Source organism: Rhizobacter sp. P2_H3 (assembly GCF_056403355.1).
This window is the reverse complement of sequence record NZ_JBFUFQ010000039.1, coordinates 14,262-36,542: the sequence shown is the minus strand read 5'-3', so window position 1 is coordinate 36,542 and position 22,281 is coordinate 14,262. Positions and strand designations below refer to the sequence as shown.

The 22,281-nt window shown below is 69.2% G+C and carries 21 protein-coding genes; 9 read left to right on the top strand and 12 right to left on the bottom strand.

Annotation, left to right across the window (positions count from 1 at the left end):
- From tssA to AC1D1T_RS10580, 5 genes are all read right to left on the bottom strand, one after another.
- A partial coding sequence (tssA, locus tag AC1D1T_RS10600) for a type VI secretion system protein TssA (RefSeq protein ID WP_477991859.1) occupies window positions 1-804 on the bottom strand: 804 nt, incomplete at its 3' end.
- 121 nt (window positions 805-925) lie between these two features.
- Window positions 926-2,242: a sensor histidine kinase gene (locus tag AC1D1T_RS10595; protein ID WP_477825311.1), complete on the bottom strand. Its 1,317-nt coding sequence runs from the start codon at window positions 2,240-2,242 to the stop codon at window positions 926-928.
- Complete coding sequence (locus AC1D1T_RS10590) at window positions 2,239-2,940, bottom strand: response regulator transcription factor (RefSeq protein ID WP_047503156.1); 702 nt, start codon at window positions 2,938-2,940, stop codon at window positions 2,239-2,241. The genes AC1D1T_RS10595 and AC1D1T_RS10590 overlap by 4 nt, the downstream gene beginning before the upstream one ends.
- 43 nt (window positions 2,941-2,983) lie before the next feature.
- Window positions 2,984-3,451, bottom strand: a complete 468-nt coding sequence (locus AC1D1T_RS10585) for a Spy/CpxP family protein refolding chaperone (RefSeq protein ID WP_465113831.1) — start codon at window positions 3,449-3,451, stop codon at window positions 2,984-2,986.
- Between the two features lie 101 nt (window positions 3,452-3,552).
- The gene (locus tag AC1D1T_RS10580) at window positions 3,553-4,581 is read right to left on the bottom strand and encodes a galactose-1-epimerase (RefSeq protein ID WP_477825313.1); all 1,029 of its coding nucleotides are present in this window, start codon (window positions 4,579-4,581) and stop codon (window positions 3,553-3,555) included.
- 76 nt (window positions 4,582-4,657) lie between these two features.
- Between AC1D1T_RS10580 and AC1D1T_RS10575 the strand changes: the two genes are divergently transcribed.
- The 5 genes from AC1D1T_RS10575 to AC1D1T_RS10555 all read left to right on the top strand — a co-directional run bounded on the left by AC1D1T_RS10575 (window position 4,658) and on the right by AC1D1T_RS10555 (window position 11,180).
- Window positions 4,658-6,121: a potassium/proton antiporter gene (locus tag AC1D1T_RS10575; protein WP_477991858.1), complete on the top strand. Its 1,464-nt coding sequence runs from the start codon at window positions 4,658-4,660 to the stop codon at window positions 6,119-6,121.
- Window positions 6,118-8,610: a ligase-associated DNA damage response DEXH box helicase gene (locus AC1D1T_RS10570; RefSeq protein ID WP_477826484.1), complete on the top strand. Its 2,493-nt coding sequence runs from the start codon at window positions 6,118-6,120 to the stop codon at window positions 8,608-8,610. The genes AC1D1T_RS10575 and AC1D1T_RS10570 overlap by 4 nt, the downstream gene beginning before the upstream one ends.
- Window positions 8,607-9,008 carry a YkvA family protein gene (locus AC1D1T_RS10565; protein ID WP_477864941.1) on the top strand — a complete coding sequence of 134 codons (402 nt, stop codon included), beginning with the start codon at window positions 8,607-8,609 and terminating at the stop codon, window positions 9,006-9,008. The genes AC1D1T_RS10570 and AC1D1T_RS10565 overlap by 4 nt, the downstream gene beginning before the upstream one ends.
- Window positions 9,005-9,517 carry a thermonuclease family protein gene (locus AC1D1T_RS10560; RefSeq protein WP_477826482.1) on the top strand — a complete coding sequence of 171 codons (513 nt, stop codon included), beginning with the start codon at window positions 9,005-9,007 and terminating at the stop codon, window positions 9,515-9,517. The genes AC1D1T_RS10565 and AC1D1T_RS10560 overlap by 4 nt, the downstream gene beginning before the upstream one ends.
- 82 nt (window positions 9,518-9,599) lie before the next feature.
- Window positions 9,600-11,180, top strand: a complete 1,581-nt coding sequence (locus AC1D1T_RS10555) for a hypothetical protein (protein WP_477991857.1) — start codon at window positions 9,600-9,602, stop codon at window positions 11,178-11,180.
- A gap of 2 nt (window positions 11,181-11,182) precedes the next feature.
- Here the strand turns inward: AC1D1T_RS10555 and AC1D1T_RS10550 are convergent, their stop codons facing one another.
- The 7 genes from AC1D1T_RS10550 to AC1D1T_RS10520 all read right to left on the bottom strand — a co-directional run bounded on the left by AC1D1T_RS10550 (window position 11,183) and on the right by AC1D1T_RS10520 (window position 18,749).
- A complete protein-coding gene (locus AC1D1T_RS10550) occupies window positions 11,183-14,218 on the bottom strand; it encodes a hypothetical protein (RefSeq protein WP_477991856.1) in 3,036 nt (1,011 codons plus the stop codon).
- A 64-nt stretch (window positions 14,219-14,282) separates the two neighbouring features.
- Entirely contained in the window at window positions 14,283-14,627 is a 345-nt protein-coding gene (locus AC1D1T_RS10545; protein ID WP_477991855.1) for a CesT family type III secretion system chaperone, read from the bottom strand.
- 59 nt (window positions 14,628-14,686) lie between these two features.
- Window positions 14,687-15,136, bottom strand: coding sequence for a type III secretion system chaperone family protein (locus tag AC1D1T_RS10540; RefSeq protein WP_477840253.1), 450 nt, complete (start codon window positions 15,134-15,136; stop codon window positions 14,687-14,689).
- 112 nt (window positions 15,137-15,248) lie between these two features.
- Entirely contained in the window at window positions 15,249-16,163 is a 915-nt protein-coding gene (gene rocF / locus AC1D1T_RS10535; protein ID WP_477991854.1) for an arginase, read from the bottom strand.
- Between the two features lie 13 nt (window positions 16,164-16,176).
- A complete protein-coding gene (locus AC1D1T_RS10530) occupies window positions 16,177-17,091 on the bottom strand; it encodes an LOG family protein (protein ID WP_477840257.1) in 915 nt (304 codons plus the stop codon).
- A gap of 45 nt (window positions 17,092-17,136) precedes the next feature.
- Window positions 17,137-17,967, bottom strand: coding sequence for an inositol monophosphatase family protein (locus AC1D1T_RS10525; protein WP_477824999.1), 831 nt, complete (start codon window positions 17,965-17,967; stop codon window positions 17,137-17,139).
- Window positions 17,964-18,749, bottom strand: a complete 786-nt coding sequence (locus AC1D1T_RS10520) for a GntR family transcriptional regulator (protein ID WP_477991853.1) — start codon at window positions 18,747-18,749, stop codon at window positions 17,964-17,966. The genes AC1D1T_RS10525 and AC1D1T_RS10520 overlap by 4 nt, the downstream gene beginning before the upstream one ends.
- Before the next feature lie 132 nt (window positions 18,750-18,881).
- Here AC1D1T_RS10520 and AC1D1T_RS10515 point away from each other — a divergent pair, with 132 nt between their 5' ends.
- The 4 genes from AC1D1T_RS10515 to AC1D1T_RS10500 are packed head-to-tail and all read left to right on the top strand — an operon-like array spanning window position 18,882 to window position 22,258.
- The gene (locus tag AC1D1T_RS10515) at window positions 18,882-19,163 is read left to right on the top strand and encodes a UxaA family hydrolase (RefSeq protein ID WP_047503134.1); all 282 of its coding nucleotides are present in this window, start codon (window positions 18,882-18,884) and stop codon (window positions 19,161-19,163) included.
- 11 nt (window positions 19,164-19,174) lie between these two features.
- Window positions 19,175-20,350 carry a UxaA family hydrolase gene (locus tag AC1D1T_RS10510; protein WP_477991852.1) on the top strand — a complete coding sequence of 392 codons (1,176 nt, stop codon included), beginning with the start codon at window positions 19,175-19,177 and terminating at the stop codon, window positions 20,348-20,350.
- Between the two features lie 7 nt (window positions 20,351-20,357).
- Window positions 20,358-21,263, top strand: a complete 906-nt coding sequence (locus tag AC1D1T_RS10505) for an NAD(P)-dependent oxidoreductase (RefSeq protein WP_477840263.1) — start codon at window positions 20,358-20,360, stop codon at window positions 21,261-21,263.
- Window positions 21,260-22,258 carry an Ldh family oxidoreductase gene (locus AC1D1T_RS10500; protein ID WP_465113818.1) on the top strand — a complete coding sequence of 333 codons (999 nt, stop codon included), beginning with the start codon at window positions 21,260-21,262 and terminating at the stop codon, window positions 22,256-22,258. Before AC1D1T_RS10505 ends, AC1D1T_RS10500 begins: the two co-directional genes overlap by 4 nt.
- Window positions 22,259-22,281 lie beyond the last annotated feature (23 nt).

Sequence of the window (22,281 nt, the reverse complement as noted above, 5' to 3'; positions counted from 1 at the left end):
GCTGCCGCCCGTGGCGGCCGCAGCGCCATCGCCGCCGGCCGCATCTGCCGATCCGGCGGCGGCTTCGCCCTCGGCGGCCACRGCCTGCGCCGCAGCGCTCGCCAGGCATTGCGCGAGCACCCGCAGCGGGCGCAGCTCGGGGCCCTGGCTGCCGCCGACCTTGTCGATCAGCACCGCTTCGATGCGGGCCATCTCGTCGCCGGTCTGCTGCAGCGCGGCCAGCGTGCCGGGGGTCTGCGCCTCGGCGGCCTTCAGGGCCTGCTGCACGCCTTCGGGGCTGGGCACGGATTCGCTGCTGCCGGGCTGGGCCTTGCCGGCGGCGAGTTCGATCTGGCGCACGGTCAGCTGCGAGCGGCCGCCGCCCACCGGGGCGTGGCGCAGGTCGGCCAGGCCGAACGTGGGGTCGACCAGCGGCGCCAGCGCATTCAGGCGCATCGTCGGGTCGTTGTTGTCGTCGGCGTCGAGCAGCGGGTAGGCATGCTCCCAGTGGCGTTCCAGCAGGCCGGCGATCAGCGCCAACGCGCCCGCATAGGCCGTCACGCCGTGCTGGCGGGCGCCGGCGCGGGCCAGCAGCACGGCCACGCGCAGGTCGCGGGTGCGTTCGGCCAGCGCCCGGGCCTGCTCGAAGACGGCGCGCCAGTCGGGTTGTTCGGCCGGGATCACGGTGTCGCCGAACTGCTGCTCGGGCTTGCCGCGCGAGGCTTCTTCCAGTGCGAGGAATGCCGGGTCGTACTCCAGGTCCGGCCCGCACGGCGCGTCGTCGGAGAGCGGCGACAGCAGTTCTTCGACGGGGAGGGCGTTCATGGAGGTGCGGGACGGCAGACAGTGACGATGGGGTGCACTCTAGAAAGGAGGGCAGCCCTCCACATCTGCCGAAAGTCACTTCTTCACGTTCCGGCCCCGTTCATACCCCGTTCGGGCCCCTTCATGCCCCCGCGTCCAGGGGGTTGGCGTCGAACCGGACCGACACCTCCAGCCCCGGTTCGGCCGCGCGGATCTGCAGCGCGCTGCCGTGCGCCTGCGCGACCAGCCGGCACAGGTACAGCCCGAGGCCGACGCCGCCGGTGGCGCGCTGGCGCGAGCGGTCGAGCCGGTAGAAGGCCTGGCTGAGCTGCGCCAGCTGCTCCGGCGGCACGCCGGGGCCGTTGTCGCGCACCGCGAGCGTCACGCTGCCGTCATCCCCGAGCCGGGTGGTGACGACCGGCGGCCGCGGCGCGTCGGCCGCGTGGCGCAGCGCGTTGTCGACCGCGTTGCGCAGCAGCAGCCGCAGCCGCATGCGGTCGAGCGCCAGCATCGGCAGCCCCGGCGCCAGCTGCTGCCCGACCGCCTGGCCCGCGAAATGTGTCGCCAGCGTGTCGGCGACCAGCGCATTCAGGTCGGTCGGCTCGCGCTGCAGCGCGGCATGGCCGGACGCCAGGCGCTCGCTCTCCAGCAGGTCGCTGACCAGGTCGCGCATCTCGGCTAGGTCGCGCAGTAGCGCGGTGCGCTCCGGGCTGTCGTCGACCAGCTCGGCATTCACCCGCGCCCGCGTCAGCGGCGAGCGCAGCTCGTGGCTGATGGACAGCAGCAGGCCGCGCTTGGCGTCGAGCATCGCGCGGATCTCGGTGGCCATCGTGTTGACCTGGCGGGCCAGCTCGCCGAGCTCGTCGTCGCGCCGCACCGGGATCGGCTCGTCGAACTCGCCGCGCCCGAAGCGGATCGCGCCGGCGCGGATGTCGTCGAGCGGGCGCATCAGCCGCCGCACATGGGAGAACGCCAGCCAGGTGATCACCAGCAGCAGCGTCAGCGTGCCCCAGCCGACCCACTTCGGGTGCGAGGCCGGGCCGGGCGGCGCGAGGCCGAACACCAGCCGGTGGCCGTCGGCCAGCGTGCGGATGTGCACCATGCCTTCCGGGTTGCCGGGCGACGGGATGCGCTGCCACGGGGCCGAGCGCTGCGGGTGCGAATCCCACTGCACCTGCGGCCCGTCGATGTGCAGCGAGATCGGCAGCCGCGCGACCAGCGCCTTGGCGCGCTCGATGTCGGGGGGCGTGCCGATGTCGGCGGCCAGCAGCGTGACGTAGTCGGACAGCAGCGGCCGGCCCCAGCCCTGCCAGCCCAGGCGCACCACCTCCTTCATGCCGACCAGGAAGATCACGGTGGTGCCGATGGCCAGCAGCAGGAACAGCCGCACCAGCTTCCATTTCAGCGAGTGCTTCACACGCTGGCGGGCCTGGTGCCAGGGCCGGGACCAGCGGTTCACGGGGCGCGGTTCCCGGTGCGGCCGGCCGCGAAGCGGTAGCCCGCATTGCGCAGCGTCTTGATGCAGTCCAGCGGTTCGAGCTTCTTGCGCAACCGGCTCACGAGGATGTCGACCGCGCGGGTGACGAGGTCGTCGGCGGACTGGCCGCGCAGCTGCTCGAGGATCTCCTCGCGCGAGAACACCTTGCCCGGCATCTTCGCCAGCAGCGCGAGCAGCTCGAACTCCATGCTGGTCAGCTCGACGGCCAGGCCGTCGCGGCGCGCCTCGCGGCGTTCGAGGTCGATCTGCAGGCCGTCGAACGACAGCACGGTCGCGACGCCCAGGCGCAGCGAGACCGGCCGCGTGCGGCGCAGGATGGCCTGCAGCCGCACCAGCAGCTCGCGCGGCTCGAAGGGCTTGGGCAGGTAGTCGTCGGCACCGAGCTCGATGCCGACCACGCGGTCCATGACGTCGCCGCGCGCGGTGAGCATCAGGATCGGCACGTCGCTGAAGCGGCGGATCTCGCGGCACAGCTGGAAGCCGTCCATCTCGGGCAGCATCACGTCGAGGATCGCGAGGTCGTAGCCGTCGCCGCGCAGCAGCCGCAGGCCCTCGCTCGGCCGCGTGGCGGCATCGAGGTCGAGGTCGAAGCGGCTGAAATACGCGCGCAGCGGCGGCGCCAGGTGCGCGTCGTCGTCGATCAGCAGGATGCGGGGCATGGCGCGGATTGTCGTAGCCCGGATGCCAATCCGGGACGGTGCTTCAACTCCACGGCCCGTGGCGTTGCTGGAGGAAATCCCGCACCTGCCGCTGCTGCTCCGGCCGCAGGCTGTCGTAGAAATCGCCGACTGCCGCCACCAGCTTCGGGCTGCCGTCGCGCACGCTCGCGAGCTTGCTGTTGATCAGGTCCTGCGCATGCCAGCGGTCGAAGGTGCCGTCGCCCATCAGCGAGCGGAACTCCGCGCGCGGGTCGGCGTTGCCGCGCAGCGCCTGGCGCTGCTGCTGCAGCGTGTCGATCAGCACGCCCAGGCGGGCCTGCTGCGCGGCGTCGAGGTCGAGCCGGCGTGCCGCATGCTCGATCGCGCGGGCCTTGAAGCGGGCGACATCGGCCTCGCTCATCGATTCCCAGCGGCCGAAGCCGTGCGGGTGCTGCGACCAGGCGGCGAAGCCGCCGAACAGGGCCGAGGCGCCGAAGACGCCGATCAGGGTGCGTTTGAGCCAGGGGCGCATGAAGATTCCTCCTGCAGGTCGTGGTGTGAACATGGCCTGCATCGTCGTCGCTGCCGCGCCCGGCGTGTTATCGCGGCGGTATCGCCGTGTATCGTTTCTTTTCAGCGCACCGTGAACACGTAGCGCAGCGCCTGCTCGAAACGCTCGCCCGGCCGCAGCACGCAGCCCGGCCACTCCGGGTGGTTCGGCGTGTCGGGCGAGTACTGCGGCTCGAGCGCGAAGCCGGCGTGCTGCGCATACGTGGCACCGGCCACGCGGGTCGGCGTGCCGGGCAGGTAGTTGCCGCTGTAGACCTGCAGCGCCGGAAGCCGCGTGTGCAGCGCGAGCGCCACCCGGCCATCGCCCGCCACCACCTCGGCGGCCGGCGTGCGGCCGTCGGCGCAGCCGGCATCGAGCCAGTACGAGTGGTCGTAGCCGCGCGTCAGCTTCTGCTGCTCGTCGTGCATCAGCGCCTCGCCGATCGGGCGCGGTGTGCGGAAGTCGAAGGCGGTGCCGGCCACGTCGCGCCGCTCGCCGGTCGGGATCGATCCGGCGTCGACCGGCAGGAACTGCTGCGCCGCGATGCGCAGCCGGTGCGCGCGGATGTCGCCATCGGGTGCATCGCCGTCGAGGTTGAAGTACGCGTGGTTGGTCAGGTTGACCGGGCACGGCGCGCTGACGGTGGCGGCGAGCTCGACCAGCACGCTCAGGTCGTCGCCGAGCCGGTAGCGCACCGTCGTCTCCATGCGGCCGGGGTAGCCCTGGTCGCCGTCTTCGCTGACGAGCGACAGCACCAGTTCGGTCGGCGCGTGCGAGACCAGCGTCCACAGCCGCTTGTCGAAACCGACCGGCCCGCCGTGCAACTGGTTGACGCCTTCGTTCGCGGCCACCTTGACCTCGCGCCCGTCGAGCGGAAAGCGCGCACCGCCGATGCGGTTGGCATAGCGGCCGATGGTGGCACCGAGGTAGCCGGTCTGGCGGCGGTAGTCGTCCAGGCGGGCGCAGCCCAGCAGCACCTCGCGCGGCGCGGCGCCGGGCAGCGGCACGCTGCAGGACACCCAGGTGGCGCCGTGGTCCATCACCTGGATGGACAGGCCGGCGGCGTTGCTCAGCGTGAAGACGGCGGTGTCGAGGGCAAGGGATTGGCTCATGGTGTAGGCGAAGGACTGCAGCGAAATCAGCCCGCCAGTGTGCCTCGGGTCGAGGCCCCTCTGCTAACGTCCACGGATGCACGCCTTCCACCTCCTGCTGCTGGCGAGCGGGCTGTTGATGTTCGTCAGCCTGCTCGCGGGGGTGTTCTCGGCGCGGCTCGGCCTGTCGTTCCTGCTGGTGTTCCTCGCCGCGGGCATGCTGATCGGCGTCGACGGCCCGGGCGGCCTGCGCTTCGACGACACGCAGATGACGGCCTGGGTCGGCAATGCCGCGCTGGCGGTGATCCTGCTCGAAGGCGGCATCAGCACGCCGATGGCCAGCGTGCGCGCCGGCCTGAAGCCTGCCCTGTGGCTCGCGACGCTCGGCGTCGTGCTGACGGCGCTGATGGTTGGCGCGGTCGCGATGGCGGTGCTGCAGGTCGACTGGCGCTACGGCTTCCTGCTCGGCGCGATCGTCGCGTCGACCGATGCGGCGGCGGTGTTCTCGCTGCTGCGCCATGCCGGCATCCAGCTGCCGGAGCGGGTGTCCTCGACGCTCGAGATGGAGTCGGGCCTGAACGACCCGATGGCGGTGTTCCTGACGCTCGCGATGACGGCCGTGATCCGCTCGAACGCCGGGCCGGGCGAGCTCTTGCTGCTGCTCGCGACGCAAGCCGGCTTCGGTCTCGCGATCGGGCTGGCCGGCGGCTGGGGCGTCGCGTGGCTGCTGAACCGGCTGACGCTGACCGTCGAGCACAGCGGGCTGCTGGCGCTGATCGTGCTGTCGGGCGGGCTGGCGGTGTTCGCCGCGGCGGGGCTGGTCGAGGGCTCGGGTTTCCTCGCGGTCTACCTGTTCGGCCTGCAGGTGCGTGCGCGCGCCGAGGCGGCGGCGCACGCTGGGTCGTCGGCGCTCGACGGCTTCGCGTGGGCCGCGCAGGCGAGCCTGTTCGTGCTGCTCGGGCTGCTGGTGTCGCCGCGGCAGATGCTCGACATGGCGGTGCCGATCGTCGCGGTGGTGGCGGCGCTGCTGTTCGTCGCGCGGCCGCTGGCGGTGTGGCTGTGCCTCGCGCCGCTGCGCTTCCCGGCGGCGCAGAGCCTGTTCATCGGCTGGGTGGGGTTGCGCGGCGCGGTGCCGATCGTGCTGGCGCTGTTCCCGCTGATGGCGCGCGTGCCCGACAGCTACCGCTTCTTCAACGTCGCGTTCGGCGTGGTGCTGGCGTCGCTGCTGATGCAGGGCGTCTCGCTGCGCTGGGTGGCGCACCGGCTCGGTGTCGTCGAGCCGCCGGCGCTGCCGCCGGACACCGAGCGCGCGGTGCAGGGCCGGCTCTGGCTCGATGCCAACCTGCCGCTGGCCGAGGTGTTCGCGTTCTTCCAGCTGCCGGTGCCGCACAACGCCGGGCCGTCGCTCGGCGACTGGTTGACCGACAACCTCGCGCGCGGCCACGGCGCAGGCGACGGCGTCGAATGGCATGGCGCGCACTTCGAGGTGGGCGAGATGGTGGACGGGCGGGTGTCGCGGGTGGCGCTGGCGCTGCGCTCGCGGGACCCGCAGGCGGAATGAACCGCCGCGCGAAGGGGAGCGAGTTGCAACGCGAGCCCGGGCTCGGCGCGCGCTGGTTCGCGCAACGCGGCTGGAAGCCGTTCGCGTTCCAGCGCGAGGTCTGGGCCGCGCTGGCCGACGGCCGCAGCGGCCTGCTGCACGCCACCACCGGCGCCGGCAAGACCTATGCGGTGTGGTTCGGTGCGCTCGCGAATGCGGCGCGCCGCGGCATCGACCCGCTGGCGCTGCAGCCGCCACCGCTCGGCGTGCTGTGGATCACCCCGATGCGCGCGCTGGCCGCCGATTCGGCGCGGGCGCTGCAGGTGCCGCTGACCGAGCTGGGCAGCGGATGGAGCCTCGGCCTGCGCACCGGCGACACGCCGTCGGCCGAGCGCGCGCGGCAGGACCGGCGCTTTCCGAGCGTGCTCGTGACGACGCCCGAATCGCTGAGCCTGATGCTGACCCGCGAAGCCGCGCGCGACGAACTCGCCGCCGTGCACACCGTGATCGTCGACGAATGGCACGAGCTGATGGGCAACAAGCGCGGCGTGCAGGTGCAGCTGGCGCTGGCGCGCCTGAAGCGCTGGAACCCGGGGCTCGCGACCTGGGGCCTGAGCGCGACGCTCGGCAACCTGGACGACGCGATGCGCGTGCTGCTCGGGGACACACCCGGTACGAAGGTGCAAGGCAGCCTCGACAAGACGCTGCTGATCGACACGCTGCTGCCGCACGAGCCCGGCCGCTTCTCGTGGGGTGGCCACCTCGGCAAGCAGATGCAGCAGCCGGTGGTCGACGAGATCGAGCGATCCGGCACGACGCTGGTGTTCGTCAACATGCGCTCGCAGGCCGACGCCTGGTACCAGATGCTGCTGGAACAGCGGCCGGAATGGGCCGGCAGCGTCGCGCTGCACCACGGCTCGCTGGATCCTGCCGTGCGCGAGTGGGTGGAGCTGGGGCTGAAGGAGGGGCGGCTGAAGGCGGTGGTCGCGACCTCGTCGCTGGACCTGGGCGTCGACTTCCTGCCGGTGGAGCGCGTCCTGCAGGTCGGCTCGGCCAAGGGCATCGCGCGGCTGCTGCAGCGTGCCGGCCGCAGCGGCCATGCGCCGGGGCGGCCGAGCCGCATCACGCTCGTGCCCACCAACACGCTGGAGCTGGTGGAGGCGGTGGCCGCGCGGCGCGCCGCGCAGCAGGGCCGCATCGAGAAGCGTGCGACGCCCGACAAGCCGTTCGACGTGCTGGTGCAGCACCTGGTGACGGTGGCGCTCGGCGGCGGCTTCACGGCCGATGCGCTGTACGACGAGGTGCGGACGGCGCACGCCTACCGCGCGCTGGCGCGCGACGAGTTCGACTGGGCGCTGGCCTTCGTCGAGCAGGGCGGCGCGAGCCTCACGGCCTACCCGGAATACCACCGCGTGCAGGCGATCGACGGCGTGTACCGCGTGCCCGACCGCGGCATCGCGCGGCGCCACAAGCTGCAGGTGGGCACCATCGTCGCCGACTCGGCGATGCAGGTGAAGTACCTGAGCGGCGGGCGCATCGGCACGGTGGAGGAGGGCTTCATCGCGCGGCTGCGCGCCGGCGACTGCTTCGTCTTCGCGGGCCGCACGCTGGAGTACGTGCGCACGCAGGAGATGACGGCCTACGTGCGGCGCGCCGAGGGCCGCAAGGGCGTCGTGACGAACTGGAACGGCAGCAAGATGCCGCTGTCGAGCGAGCTGGCCGATGCGGTGCTGGAGGTGCTGGCCGCGGTCGACGCCGGCGATTTCGACGCGCCGGAGCTGCAGGCCGCGCAGCCGATGCTGCAGGCGCAACAGCGGCTCTCGCGGCTGCCGACGCCGGGCACGCTGCTGGTGGAGCGCATCCGCTCGCGCGAGGGGCAGCACCTGTTCATGTACCCGTTCGGCGGGCGCAACGTGCACATCGGCCTCGCGAGCCTGCTGGCCTGGCGGCTCGCGCGCGACGCGCCCAACACCTTCAGCATCTCGATCAACGACTATGGGCTGGAGTTGCTGAGCGCGCTGCCGATCGACCCGCGGCCCTTGCTGGATGGTGAACTTTTCGGCGACGACACCCTGCTCGACGACGTGCTCGCGAGCCTGAACTCCAGCGAGCTGGCGCGGCGGCGGTTTCGCGAGATCGCGCGCGTGGCGGGGCTGGTCTTCAGCGGCTACCCGGGGCAGCCGAAGAGCGCGCGCCAGCTGCAGGCGTCGAGCACGCTGTTCTACGAGGTGTTCCGCAAGTACGACGCCGGCAACCGGCTGCTCGGGCAGGCGCAGACCGAGGTGCTGAGCCAGGAGCTTGATATCCGGCGGCTCGCCGCCAGCTTGGAGCGCATGCGGGGGCAGCGCATCGCGTTCGTCGAGCTCGAGGTGCCCAGCCCGTTCGCGCTGCCGCTGATGGTGGAGCGCTTTCGAGAGAAACTCAGCACCGAGAAGCTCAACGACCGGCTGGCCCGCATGCTCAAGGACATGGAGCGTGCGGCCGCCCCCCGTCCCCAGGACCCACGATGATGTTGCGCAAATCCCGGCTGCTGCGCGCGGCCAACACCGCCCGGCTGGCGACCTACCTGATCGCGCTGTGGAAGCTGTTCAAGCACCCGCAGGCGCCGCGCGGCGCGAAGCTCGTCGCGGTGGCGGTGATCGCCTATGCGGTGAGCCCGATCGACCTGATCCCGGATTTCATCCCGGTGCTCGGGCAGCTGGACGACCTGCTGATCATCCCGCTGGGCGTTGCGCTGGTGCGCAAGATGACGCCCGATCCGCTGTGGCAGGCGCTGCTGGTCGAGGCCGAGCGCACGCGCGAGAAGCTGCCGCGCTGGTGGTGGGGTGCGCTGCTGGTGGTCCTGGTGTGGCTGCTGTTGTTCGGCGCGTTCGTCTGGTGGCTGGTGCGCGGGATCTTCGGCGGATGAGGTGGTTGGGTGGGGTGTGCCTGGCCGCGCTGCTGGCGGCCGGGCCGGTACAGGCGGCCAGCGGCGTCGTGACCCACGTGACCGATGGCGACACGCTGTGGGTGCGGGTCGATGGCGCGTCGCCCAGGGCGAAGCCGAAGAAGCTGCGCCTGCAAGGCATCGATGCGCCGGAGCACTGCCAGGCCTGGGGCCCGCAGGCGACCGAGGCACTGGCGCGCCGTGTGCTGCACCGGCGCGTGCAGTTCGCGACGGTGGCGCAGGACCGCTACCACCGCAGCATCGCCCGCGTGGCTGTCGATGGTGACGACGTGGCGGCCTGGATGGTGGCGCACGGGCATGCGTGGAGCGACCATTTCCGGCGGCGCAAGGGTGGCCAGGACGGTGGGCGATACGGCGCACTCGAAGCGCAGGCGAAGGCCGCGCGGCGCGGGCTGTTCGCGCAGCCCGGCGCGGTCGAGCCGCGGGTCTTTCGTAGGATGCATGGACGCTGCGAGGTGATCGCGCACTGACCGTTACATCGTTTGCCGTCATACAAGGCCAATCGATGACATCGCCGCCCTACCATCCGCGCCAGTTCAACAGGGAGCGTCGATGAGCAGGACGATCAGGCGCTTCGCGCGGGGTGGTGTCGTGGCCGCGTGCAGCGTGGCGGCGGCCTGCGTGTTGAGCGCTTGCGGCGGCGGCGGCGAAGCCCCGGCCACGCCGGACCCGGGGCCGCCGGCACCGAGCGGGCTCACCTTGACCGGCAAGGTGATGCGCGGCCTGCTGCAGGGCGCGCGGGTGTGCGTCGATGCGAACGACGATCTGCAGTGCGATGGCGACGAGCGGGTGGCCGTGACCGATGCGCAGGGTGGCTACACGCTGGTGCTGGACGCGGCGCAGGCGGCCTTGCTGGTGACTGCGCGGCTGGTGGCGCAGGTGCCGGCGTCGACGATCGATGCATCGACCGGCGCGCCGGTGGGCGACGAGCATGTGCTGCTGGCGCGGCCGTACGAGGCGGGCCGCACGGAGTACCTCTTCACGCCGGTGCGCACGCGCGTCGAGCAGCTGGTGTGGGGCGGTGTGGCGCGCGAGGAGGCCGAGGCCGTCGTGCGGCGCGGGGCGGGCTTGGTCGACCTGGCGCTCGATGACGACTACATCGCGGCCGCCGACGGATTGCATCGCGACGAGGCCATGTTGGTGCGCGAGCAGGCGATGGCCTGGTTCGGCCAGCAGACGCGTGGGCTGATGGCGATGCTGCACCGGCCGTCGGACGCGTGGTTCAACGCGCAGGCGGGGGCGGGGGTGTTCGAGCTGTCGGCCGACCTGGGCCGCGATGGCACGGTGTACACGGCGACCGCGACGAACCTGGTGGCCGGGCCGGTGGCGGGCGAGATGCTGGCGTCGCGACGCCGCTGGAGCTTCGATCCGGCGGTCGACACCGCGTTTCAGGGCTATGCGCCGATCAGCGAGCGATCGGATTTTCTCGATGAGACGGCGGGCTGGCTGGAGGGCGATCCGCAAGGGACGCTCGCGCAGCGGCTGGACGCGGGGCGCGTGCTGCAGCTGCGCAGCGGTGTCGCGATCGCGGCCGAGTTGCGCGACGTGGAAGACCTGGCGGGCCGCGCGATCGCGCGCGACGACGTGGGCGGCAGTGCCGACGTGGCGGTGAGCGGCACCTGGCCCGACGGCGCGCAGCGCTACCGGCACCATGCCCGCGTGCAGTGGCGCGCCGGCGGGTACGCGCATGTGCGCGAGGAGGGCGAGCCGTTCGGGATGACGCTCGCGAGCCTCGACCAGTTCATCGCGCTGCGCCAGGTGCAGCCGGACGGCAGCGGTTCATGGCGCGCGCTGCGCGGGCTGGATGCGAGTGCGGTGGAGATGGGCTTCGACGGCCAGGGCGGCGTGATCTTCCGCGACAGCTCGACGCTGCAGCCGCTGGGCGGTGCCGCGATCGAGACCTTCACGTTCGGCGGCGTGCCGGTGCTGCGCGTGCCGCTGAGCGAACAGGCCAGTGCGGCGGAGTTCGGCGTGCTCGGGGTCAGCCTGTATTTCGCGGTGTACCGGGGGGTGCATCAGTTGGACATGGTGGAGGCGGGGTGGATGGAGGTGGGTGGGGAGGGTCGGGGGGTGAACCGCTCCGCCGTGGATGCGCTGACGCGGGTCGTGGGAGTGCCTGCGATCGGGGGCTGAAATCAGCGGAAGATGTTCATGGCTTCCAATCCTTCCGAATATTCACTCAATGTCTTGTTGCCACCGTTGACCTTGCGCTTGTCGTTCTGTGCATTCCTTTTGCGAGGGGATGAATCCTCGCTTCTATCGTTGCGCGCAGGCTGGCCGCCATCGGCCTTGCGGTTGAGTTTCCGTGTGCCCTGGTTGCCGACGAATGACTCATTGCCCGTGCGGTCGGGATCCTTGCTGGGTGCGAAATCACGCTCCGATAGACCATCGAGAGTGGTCGACTCGCTGCCGCTTGAAGAGTCTTCCTGGGTCGAGACCAGCCCCGCCTTGCGGAGGGTCGCCATGGGATCGGGATCCRGCTCGCCCGGCTTCCGAGTCGGAGGGCTTGCCCATTTCCGCAGGAGCTTTGTTGAAAACAACGGCACGGGCTTCACCGCCTGGTCCCACATCTCCCCAAGGACCGAGGTTTCACACTCGTAATCGAAAGGCGGAGGCAGGTCGTTCGCGTCGATGTAGGGTGGTATGAGGGTGTCGAAGTCCTCGGCTCGCTGTCGCATGGATGACAGGCTGAACACCGGCATGAAATCTCGTTCCCCTTTCTTCTGGATTCCGCTGTTGGGCGGCACGACCACGCCGGCTGCCTTGTAGGCAGCGCGCATGTCGTTCTTCAGCTTCGTGTTCCTGTAGGTATAGCCGGAGGTCGAGCCACAGACGGGACCGACACAGGAGAACAGGCTGCCGACGAGATCGATCCAGTCGGAGCATGGGTTGTCGAAGCCGGCAATCAGCTGGGTCGTGCTCGACGCAACGGTGATCCCCGCCTTGATCGCGAAGAAGCTGCCATTGCCTCCCGCGCCGTTGGCAAACGCAACGCCGCCCTTGCTCGCAATCTGCGGGCCATTTCCCGTGCGAAGGTTGATTTCGGTTTCGGCACCCAATCGAGTGAGGCGTTCGTCGAACCACCTGGCGTGCTCCTCCTCGTCACAGGCTTTGTCGTCATACAGGAACCGCGCGTGACTGAGAGATCCGATGAGCTCGCTCATGACGTGAGGATGCAATAGATCTTTCTCATGGAGTGCCTGCAGGTTCCCCTCTTCAGCGTACTTGGCCGCGAGATCAGTTTTACCCAGTTGTTTCAGCAGCCGATCGACCGTGTCTTTCGTGGCCTGTGCCGCGTGGACCTCGGCCAGCGCGTGGCGGACGAAATCATCGATGGCGCCCGTTGTCTTCGCGATGGGGCCTTGGTCGCTGGAGTCATCGCTGCTGGAGGCCTTTGCTTCGCCGCTGCTGTTCGCCGTTTCCTTGGCTTCCTTTTCCTTGGCTTCCTTTTCCTTGATGATGGCATTGAACTCACTCTGGAGTCCCTCATACGTCAAGGGAATGCTTCGCCCCCCGTCGGGCCTGTCGGGAATGTATTTGAGCGCATCAGCGCTCTTGATGTGGCCGATGATGACCGACATGAAAACACTGCTGCGGAACTTCAGGACCTTGCTCATTGTTTTCATTCGCGTCATGAACGGGCCGACCACCAGCTTGTCCAGTTTCTTGCAATCGATCTTGTTGCTCCCCTCCGCACTGAGGTTGCCAAGCTCGGTCTGGCTGATCAACGCAAACAAGCTGGCAATCTTGTTGCAATGGTCCTTTCCGGACGCGGATCCCTGCGTGGATCGATAGAACAACACTTGGGTGAGGCTCAATGCCATCGAAACGACGCTTGCGGTGATCTTGCCGGCGTCGTAGCCGCTCGCGTTCGAGGCGATTTCATGGCCGGCCTTGATGACCGAGGCAAGGCCGTTGCACATGTTCAGCATGCTGCGCACCCACTTCCCATCGCCGACGTGGTGCTGAACGTTCGCTCGTGTCATCCGATCTCCGACCGCCAGTTCGTCGATCAACCGAGTCCGGTGCGCCCGCAGATCTTCATGTACCTCTGACGGGGCGGGGGGGTCGCTATCGCTCGACTGTTCTTCATTCGACCGTTCTTCGACTGGGGCCAGAGTCTTCAGCAAGTCCTCGATCAAGTCGCGATGGTCGATGAGTCTTTGCCGCTTCAGTTTTTCGGGGCCCGTCAGTTGCGAGGCTGTCCCGTCATTGTTCTTCCTCGTCATCTGCCCGATCAATCGCTCGGTGCGCGCCTTTCGCCTGTCCAGCTTCTCCTTCATGGTCTCGACGGCATCGTTCCCGGTTTGGCTTGCCTTGGCCAGGCTTGCCGCGATGACTTTCTTGACGAGCTTGAGATCCCGTTTGACATGAGCCATCGAAGGAGGGGGCGCATCCTTGCCCTTCCAGTCCTTGTAACTGGTGGTGGGTTGATCGGGCATGAACCGGGGTGCGACAAAGGCCGTTTCCTGTACGACCTTGCTTTGATTCGTGCCACTCCCCACGATCCCTACGCAGCAGGTGACGAACGACTGGAGGACTGCATAGGCAATGTTGAAGCTGGCCTTCGCGGTCTTCAATGCAACCGCATGAGTGGGCGCTGCCACCGCAGCGATGTCGAGAACCAACCCCAGGAGGGTCTTTGCAATCAGGAGCCCGCTGCTGAGGTCATTGACGAACACCGACGGGTCGACATAAGCATCGCCCATGTTCTTGCATCGACGCTTTGTTTCGTCAGTCCAATCGTCTTTGGTGGCCAATCCGTAGGCTTGTGCGAGTAGGGTGCCAAGTGCGGTTGCACGCCTTTCAATGTCGTGTTGATTGGTCCGGCCGGATTGCCGGTCCTCGCGCAGTTGCTGATAGCCGCGGTGGTAGTCCTTCATCAGCTTCTTGAATTCCGAGCCGTGCTTGAAACTCTTGCGCCAAGTCGTCCGTTCGGCCTGGATGGCGTTGTCAAGCGCCTTGATAGTTGCCTCGATACCTTCGCGCGAAGTGTCGCCACCGGTCAATGTCGATTGAACATTCGTATTCACTGAGAACGCTTTTCCCTTTGGGCGCGATCCGGATTCCATCTGCCCGTCTATCGAACTCGTCTCGTTCTCGACATCGTTGCCGGCATTGCTGATGCTGTTGTCAGGCGAGACGTGCCGGGATTTCAAGCAATAGAGCATGGTGCGTAGGAACTCAGATTTCGGAGAGGACGAGCGCCGTCGGAATCGGGACTCGCCCGCTGAATCAACGGGCTTCTTCGCCGAACAGGAACGGGCGCCACTTTCGGACGGCAACCGCGAGGCGTACCGCGCGGGCGTACAGCCGCTCAGCGTTTGCGGTGTCGAGGTCGTGCGTTTCGGCGCAGGTGACTTCCGCCGTGTCGGGGTGGATGCTGAAGCCGCTGCCTTGCAGCGTGCAGAATTGGAAATTCAGATGAAGCAACCGCTCGTACAGCCGCGCTTCATGCCCCGGTGGAACAGCCCCCATCCGGCACTCGATGACCAGTTGATCGCAGGCGCGGACACCGGTGACGCGAGTCAGTGTCAACGACTCCCCTTGCAAGGTGATGTCGACTGTCAGCAGGGGCATCGGGTAGTCCGATGGGGTGGACACGGCGTTGTGCATGCTGATGGCTCCGGTCTCGTCCATCAATGGCACATCACCCGAGGCATCGTGGCCCGCCAGTGAGCGACCAAGGGGATCAGGCCCTCCATCGTTCCGAGCACGCCCGACGCTGTGGCACCTTGCAAGGGCGACAGGAGGCTGTAGATCAGTTCCCGCGTGTCGGTGTCGAACACGAACATGCCGGCGGCTTGCCGTGCCAGGACGTGGTTCATCTCCAGCGCTGCGCGCATCAGCTCATCGGCCGGTGCTTCCTGGGGGACTGTGCAGAAGGCGCACTGCAGGGCAAACCGGCCGATCGCGTCGTCAGGATCGTCATGCAGCAGCCGGAACCCGACACCGTGCCATTGCAGCGTTGTCTGCCAGCCTCTTTCGAACGCGTCGCCGACGGGTGGCGGCGTCTGCCCGCGCAGGCGATAGAGCGATTCCGTCAACTCGATGAAGTGCCTTCGCCACAGGCGAATCTCGGTCGTCATGGTGTCTCCTGCAAGCTTTTCTATGGCTGCAGGTGACATCGCTGCAGCATCTTGCAGGTTGAGTAACAGCGCCGGTCCGTCGGTTCCCTGTGAACGAGGCGGCGGTACGCTCTTACTTCCTCATCAACGTACTCTTCCCGAACAACGACTCGATCAGATCCACCGCCACCTCCGCGGTCCGGTTGCGCACGTCCAGCGCCGGGTTCAGCTCCATCACGTCGAGCGAGCCGAGCCGGCCGGTGTCGGCGATCATCTCCATGCACAACTGCGCTTCGCGGTAGGTCGGCCCGCCGCGCACCGTGGTGCCCACGCCGGGCGCCACGTCGGGGTCGAGGAAGTCCACGTCGAAGCTCACGTGCAGGTGCGTGTTCGCGTCCAGCGTCGCCAGCGCCAGCTCCATCGCATGCCGCATCCCCATCTCGTCGATGTAGCGCATGTCGAAGACTTCCAGGTCCATCTCGTGCACGAAGCGCTTCTCGCCCTCGTCGACGCTGCGGATGCCGATCTGGCGGATCCACTTCGGGTTGATCGCCGGCACGTGCCCGCCGATCTCGATCAGCTCCTTCGGGCCGTGCCCGCACAGGCACGCCACCGGCATGCCGTGCAGGTTGCCGCTCGGCGTCAGGATGTTGGTGTTGAAATCGGCATGCGCATCGAGCCACAGGATGYGCAGCTTCTTGCCCGTCTCGCGGCAGTGCCGCGACACCGCGCTGATCGACCCCAGCCCCAGGCAGTGGTCGCCGCCCAGCAATATGGGCAGCCGCCCCAGCACCAGCTCGGCATGCACCGCGGTGTGCACCGCCTGGTTCCAGGCCACCACCTCGTGCAGGTGGCGGTAGCCGTCGACCGGCGGCAACCACGGGTTCGACGGGCCGGCCAGGTTGCCGCGGTCGGCCACCTCCAGCCCGTGGCCTTCGAGCACCGGCACGATGTTGGCCACGCGCAAGGCCTCCGGGCCCATGCTCGAGCCGCGCGTGCCGGCGCCGATGTCGGTCGGCGCGCCGATGATGCTGATCTGTTTGCTCATGTCTCGGGTCTCTTCAGAGGTCGGTCGCAAAGTGGTTCTTGTCATCAGGATCGACCTCGGCCAGCGCCATCCCGTACTCGGCCTCCAGCACGCTCCACGCCTCTTCCGCCGTCTCGACGAAGCGGAACAGCTGCAGGTCGACCTCGCTGATCATGCCGGTCTGCACCAGCAGCTCGAAGTTGATCAGCTGCGTCCAGAACTCGCGCCCGAACAGCAGGATCGGCCGGCGCCGGCACTTGCCGGTCTGGATCAGCGTCAGCGCCTCGAACATCTCGTCGAGCGTGCCGAAGCCGCCGGGGAAGCACACCAGCCCGATGCTGCGCATCAGGAAGTGCATCTTGCGCATGCCGAAGTAGTGGAACTGGAAGCACAGCTCCGGCGTGATGTAGGGGTTCGGCGCCTGCTCGTGCGGCAGCACGATGTTCAGCCCGATGCTCTTGCCGCCGACCTCGTAGGCGCCGCGGTTGCCCGCCTCCATGATGCCGGGGCCGCCGCCGGTCACGACGTAGATCGGCGTGGCGAGCGTCTTCGACCTCAGCGTGACGATCTCGGCGAACTTGCGCGCTTCATCGTAGAAGCGCGACATCGCCACATGCCGTTCGGCGATGCGCAGCGCCGTGGCATCGCCCGCGGCCTGCGCGTCGCCCAGCAGGCGCTGCGCGACATCCGGCGACACGATGCGCGCACTGCCGAAGATCACGATCGTCGACTCGATGCCCTGCTCGGTCTGCACCAGCTCGGGTTTCAGCAGCTCCAGCTGCATGCGCACCGGGCGCAGTTCCTCGCGCAGCAGGAAGGTGGTGTCGGTGAACGCCAGCCGGTAGGCGCTCTCGGGGCCGTCGTAGCGGCCGGCCGGGGCCTGGGGCTTGTCGGCCTCCTGGCGGGCTGACGGAAAATTGCGGGCGGTGAGGTCGGTTCGCTTGTCCATGGGGCGCAGCTTAACGCCGCTCGGGGTGTGAATTTCGGGCGTGAATCATCCGGCCTGCGAGAGCACGGCCGCGAAGGCCTCGCGCATCGCCGGGGTGCTGGCGGCGAGCGAGCGGCTCTCGAGCAGCGGCCGCCCGTCGCGCGCCTCGATCCCGGCCCCCGCCTCGCGCAGCAGCACGATGCCGGCGGCGGCATCCCAGGCGCCCATGTCGTGCTCCCAGAACGCGTCGATCCTGCCCGCCGCCAGGTAGGCCAGTTCCAGCGCCATCGAGCCGGAGCGCCGCACGCCGCCGAAGCTGCGCAGCACGCGGCCGAACTCGCCCAGGTAGCTCGCCATGCGCGGCGACGTGGGCTTCGGGAACACCGTCGAAGCCAGAGCGTCGATCGGCCGGGCCCGGTCGGCGCACTGCAGCGCCGCGCCGTTCAGCCGCGCGCCGCGCCCGCGGATCGCCGCGAAGAACTCGTTGCGGCAGGGGTCGAAGATCGTCCCCAGCACCGGCTCGCCGCCCACCACCAGCGCAACCGACACCGCGTACTGCGGGTAGCCGCGCAGGTAGTTGGCGGTGCCGTCCAGCGGGTCGACGACCCACAGCGGCGGGTCGCCATCGCCTGGCTCGCCTGGCGTACTCGCACCTTGCCGCCCGGTCTCCTCGCCGAGGAAGGCATGGCCCGGGTAGGCGCGGCGCACGACGTCGTGGATCAGCTGCTCGGCCTCGTGGTCGATCTCGCTGGCCAGGTCGCCCGGCTGCTTGCGCATCAGCGCCACCGCGTTCAGCCGCGAGCGCGAGGCCTGCAGGTGGGCGCCGGCCGCGCGCGCCGCGCGTTCGGCCACCCGGTAGGCGGCGAGCAGGTCGAGAGGTTCGGTCATCGCGGTCATCGGGCAGCATCCTTCCGGGACAACAGGCTCACGTAGTCGTGCTGGGCGGTGTTGATGGTCGATTCGCGGTGCTCCACCGGCTTGTCGCCGAAGGTCAGCGCGACGCGGTGCACCTGCATCACCGGCAGCCCGGCCGCGATGCCGAGCAGCCGCCCCACATGGCGGTCGGCCGCCGCGGCGCGGGCGCGTTCGCGCGCATGCACGACGGTGATGCCGAACTCGTTCTGGTACAGCTGGTACAGCGTGCTCGGCCGCTCGCGCAGCCGTTTCTCGGTCAGGCCCTTGAAGAGGCCGGCCGGCAGCGTCAGCCGGTCGAGGATGACCGCGCGGCCCTGCAGCGCGAGCCGGTTCTCGAACTGGAAAGCCGCGTCGCCGGCGCGCAGCCCCAGTGCCTCGGCCACCGGTTCGTCGAGCTTCGTGCGGTCGAACGACACCAGCTCGACGGAGGGCGCCTCGCGCAGCCCGTCGGCGCGCTCGACGTGGAAGAACTGGAACAGGAAGCGGTCGGCCGAGTGCGTCGCGACGAAGGTGCCCCGGCCCTGGCGCCGCACCAGGATGTGCTCGGCCGACAGCTCGTCGACCGCCTTGCGCAGCGTGCCGATCGACACGCCGAACGCGAGCGCCAGCTCGGTCTCGCTCGGCAGCGTCTGCCCCGGCGCCCAGGTGCCGGCCTCGATCGACTGCAGCAGCGCGCGCTTCACGACGCGGTACAGCGGCATGCCGGCCGACTCCGGGGCGATGGCCTCGAAGTGCGGACGGGCTGGCACGGGCGCGGTCGGCATGCCGCGATTCTACGGGCCAAAGGTCCAGGTCAACCAAGTCATATGGATGACTGGTTTGACAGCCGGGAAACGCCGGCCGATATTCGCCGCCATCGTTGCAGGCAGCCGCTGTTGCGCGGCAGGAGTTTCCGGATGATTCATTTCGTGTTGCACGACGCCCACGACAGCGTCGCGGTGGTGGTGGTCGAGGGCGTCAAGGCCGGCATGCCGCTGGCCGGTTGGATCATGGACGAGGACCGCATGACCGAGCTGGTCGCGCGGCAGGACATCCCGATCGGCCACAAGGTCGCGCTGCGCGACATGGCCGTCGGCGACACGGTGCTGAAGTACGGCATCGACATGGGCAAGGTGGTCGCGCCGATCAAGGCGGGCGAGCACGCCCACGTCCAGAACATCAAGACCAAGCGTTGGTAACGGGATCCACCATGGCAGTCATTTCGAAGAACACCACTTTCCTCGGCTACCGCCGCGAGAACGGCCGCGTCGGCGTGCGCAACCACGTGATCATCCTGCCGCTGGACGACCTGTCCAACGCCGCGGCCGAGGCCGTCGCCCACAACATCAAGGGCACGATGGCGATCCCGCACCCGTACGGCCGGCTGCAGTTCGGCGCCGACCTCGACCTGCACTTCCGCACGCTGATCGGTGCCGGCTGCAACCCGAACGTCGCGGCGGTCGTCGTGATCGGCATCGAGGACGGCTGGACCAAGAAGGTCGTCGACGGCATCGCCGCCACCGGCAAGCCGGTCATCGGCTTCGGCATCGAGGGCCACGGCGACCACGACACCATCCTGCGCGCCTCGCGCGCCGCCCGCGAGTACGTGCAGTGGGCGAGCGAGAAACAGCGCGAGGCCTGCGCCATCAGCGAGCTGTGGGTCTCCACCAAGTGCGGCGAATCCGACACCACCTCGGGCTGCGGTGCGAACCCGACGGTGGGCAACGCGTTCGACAAACTGCACCCGCTGGGCAGCACGCTGTGCTTCGGCGAGACCTCCGAGATCACCGGCGGCGAGCAGATCGTCGCGGCGCGCTGCGCGAATGACACGGTGCGCGAGCGCTTCATGTTCATGTTCAACCGCTACCAGGACATGATCRACCGCCACAAGACCAGCGACCTCTCCGACAGCCAGCCGACCAAGGGCAACATCGCCGGCGGGCTGACGACGATCGAGGAGAAGGCGCTCGGCAACATCCAGAAGATCGGGAAAACCTGCACCGTCGACGGCGTGATCGACAAGGCCGAGATCCCGACCCACCCGGGCCTGTGGTTCATGGATTCGTCGTCGGCCGCGGCCGAGATGGTGACGCTGTGCGCGGCGTCGGGCTTCGCGGTGCACTTCTTCCCGACCGGCCAGGGCAACGTGATCGGCAACCCGATCGTGCCGGTGATCAAGATCTGCGCGAACCCGCGCACCGTGCGGCTGATGGGCGAGCACATCGACGTCGACACCTCGGGGCTGCTGCAGCGCGAGATCACGCTCGACCAGGCGGGCGACCAGCTGCTCGAATCGATGCTGCGCACCGCCAATGGCCGGCTGACCGCGGCCGAGGCATTGGGCCACCGCGAGTTCGTGCTGACCCGGCTTTTCGAGAGTGCATGATCCGGCGATGAAGATTCTCATCACCGAATTCATGGATGCGCCGGCGGTGGCGCAGTTGGCCGCGAAGCACGAGGTCGTGCACGACGCGACGCTGGTCGACCACCCGGCGCGGATGATCGCGCTGGCGTCCAGCGTCGACGCGCTGATCGTGCGCAACCGCACGCAGGTCAGAGGCGAGCTGCTGGCGGCGCTCACGCGCTGCAGGGTGGTCGGGCGCCTGGGCGTCGGCCTCGACAACCTCGACCTGGCCGGCTGCGAGGCGCGCGGCATCCGCGTGATCCCGGCCACCGGCGCCAATGCGCAGAGCGTGGCCGAGTACGTCGTCGCGACCGCGATGCTGCTGCTGCGCGGCGCCTACGGCTCGTCGGCCGAGGTCGCCGCGGGCAAGTGGCCGCGAGCCGCATTGACGAATGGGCGCGAGATCGGCGGCAAGACGCTGGGGCTGGTCGGCTACGGCTCGATCGGGCAGCTGACCGGGCGGCTGGCGCGCCTGCTGGGCATGCAGGTCATCGCGCACGACGCCGCGATGCCGGCCGGCGCCGACCTGCCGTCGCTCGCGCTCGACGCGTTGCTGGCGCAGGCCGATGTCGTCAGCCTGCACGTTCCCTTGCTCGACAGCACGCGCCACCTGATCGATGCGCGGCGCCTGACCGCGATGAAGCCCGGCGCGGTGCTGATCAACACCGCGCGTGGCGGCGTCGTCGACGAGGCGGCGCTGGCCGAGGCGCTGCACGCCGGGCACCTGGCCGGCGCGGCGCTCGATGTCTTCGAGGCCGAGCCGCTGCCCGCCGGCAGCCCGCTCGCCGGCTGCCCGAACCTGCTGCTGACGCCGCACATCGCCGGCGTCACCGCCGAGGCCAACGAGCGCGTGTCGGCGCTGATCGCGGCGAAGGTGCTGGAGGCCCTCGCATGACGGTGCTGACGATGGACGAGGCGCGTGCGCGCGTCGCGGCCGCGCTGCAGCGCGCCGGCGCCAACGCCGCGATGGCCGAATCGACCGCCCGCGCGCTGGTGCTGGCCGAGGCGCAGGGCCTGGCCTCGCACGGGCTGAGCCGCGTCGCGCAGTACAGCGGCCACCTGCGCTGCGACCGCGTCAACGGCGCGGCGCAGCCGCAGGTCGTCAAGCGCAAGGGCGCGGCGCTGGTCGTCGATGCGCAGGAGGGCCTCGCGTTCCCGGCCTGCGACCTGGCCATTGCCGAGGCGATCCGCACCGCCGGCGAGCTCGGCATCTGCATCGTCGGCATCGTCAACAGCCACCACTGCGGTGTCGTCGTCGATCACCTGCGCGCGGTCACCGCGGCCGGCATGGCCGGGCTCGGCTTCTCGAACTCGCCGTCGGCGATGCCGGCGGCCGGCGGGCGGCATCCGATCTTCGGCACCAACCCGGTGGCGGCCGCATTCCCGCGGCGCGATGCCGACCCGCTGCTGATCGACCTGAGCCTCAGCGAGGTCGCGCGCGGCAAGCTGATGGTGGCGGCCAAGGAAGGCCGCAGCATCCCGCTCGGCTGGGCGCTGGATGCGAACGGCGAGCCCACCACCGACCCGAAGGCCGGCATGGAGGGCTCGATGCTCGCGATCGGCGCCGCCAGCAGCCCGAAGGGTGCGATGCTGGCGCTGGTGGTCGAGCTGCTCGTCACGGCGCTGATCGGCGCGAACTTCGGCTTCGAGGCATCGAGCTTCTTCGTCGACGAGGGCAACCGGCCGCACCTGGGCCAGACCTTCATCGTGATCGACCCGGGCGCACTGGCCGGGCGCGAGATGTTCCTCGACCGGCTGGAGGTGCTGGTGCACGAGATGCTGCGCGACGACGGCGTGCGGCTGCCGGGCGCGCGACGCGAGCAGCTGCGGCGCGCCGCGGAACGTGATGGACTGAACGTGTCGGAGGCGCTAGCGCAACAGCTGTCCTGAAGCTACGACTTTCCGCGCATATC

Excerpts from the sequence above, each read along its gene's own strand:
- AC1D1T_RS10580 (WP_477825313.1), bottom strand. The coding sequence starts at position 4,581 with ATGAGCCAATCCCTTGCCCTCGACACCGCCGTCTTCACGCTGAGCAAC.
- AC1D1T_RS10515 (WP_047503134.1), top strand. The coding sequence starts at position 18,882 with ATGATTCATTTCGTGTTGCACGACGCCCACGACAGCGTCGCGGTGGTG.
- AC1D1T_RS10500 (WP_465113818.1), top strand. The coding sequence starts at position 21,260 with ATGACGGTGCTGACGATGGACGAGGCGCGTGCGCGCGTCGCGGCCGCG.
- AC1D1T_RS10590 (WP_047503156.1), bottom strand. The coding sequence starts at position 2,940 with ATGCCCCGCATCCTGCTGATCGACGACGACGCGCACCTGGCGCCGCCG.
- AC1D1T_RS10525 (WP_477824999.1), bottom strand. The coding sequence starts at position 17,967 with ATGACCGCGATGACCGAACCTCTCGACCTGCTCGCCGCCTACCGGGTG.
- AC1D1T_RS10565 (WP_477864941.1), top strand. The coding sequence starts at position 8,607 with ATGATGTTGCGCAAATCCCGGCTGCTGCGCGCGGCCAACACCGCCCGG.
- AC1D1T_RS10555 (WP_477991857.1), top strand. The coding sequence starts at position 9,600 with ATGAGCAGGACGATCAGGCGCTTCGCGCGGGGTGGTGTCGTGGCCGCG.
- AC1D1T_RS10570 (WP_477826484.1), top strand. The coding sequence starts at position 6,118 with ATGAACCGCCGCGCGAAGGGGAGCGAGTTGCAACGCGAGCCCGGGCTC.
- AC1D1T_RS10530 (WP_477840257.1), bottom strand. The coding sequence starts at position 17,091 with ATGGACAAGCGAACCGACCTCACCGCCCGCAATTTTCCGTCAGCCCGC.
- AC1D1T_RS10575 (WP_477991858.1), top strand. The coding sequence starts at position 4,658 with ATGCACGCCTTCCACCTCCTGCTGCTGGCGAGCGGGCTGTTGATGTTC.
- AC1D1T_RS10520 (WP_477991853.1), bottom strand. The coding sequence starts at position 18,749 with ATGCCGACCGCGCCCGTGCCAGCCCGTCCGCACTTCGAGGCCATCGCC.
- AC1D1T_RS10545 (WP_477991855.1), bottom strand. The coding sequence starts at position 14,627 with ATGCCCCTGCTGACAGTCGACATCACCTTGCAAGGGGAGTCGTTGACA.
- AC1D1T_RS10560 (WP_477826482.1), top strand. The coding sequence starts at position 9,005 with ATGAGGTGGTTGGGTGGGGTGTGCCTGGCCGCGCTGCTGGCGGCCGGG.
- AC1D1T_RS10540 (WP_477840253.1), bottom strand. The coding sequence starts at position 15,136 with ATGACGACCGAGATTCGCCTGTGGCGAAGGCACTTCATCGAGTTGACG.
- AC1D1T_RS10585 (WP_465113831.1), bottom strand. The coding sequence starts at position 3,451 with ATGCGCCCCTGGCTCAAACGCACCCTGATCGGCGTCTTCGGCGCCTCG.
- AC1D1T_RS10505 (WP_477840263.1), top strand. The coding sequence starts at position 20,358 with ATGAAGATTCTCATCACCGAATTCATGGATGCGCCGGCGGTGGCGCAG.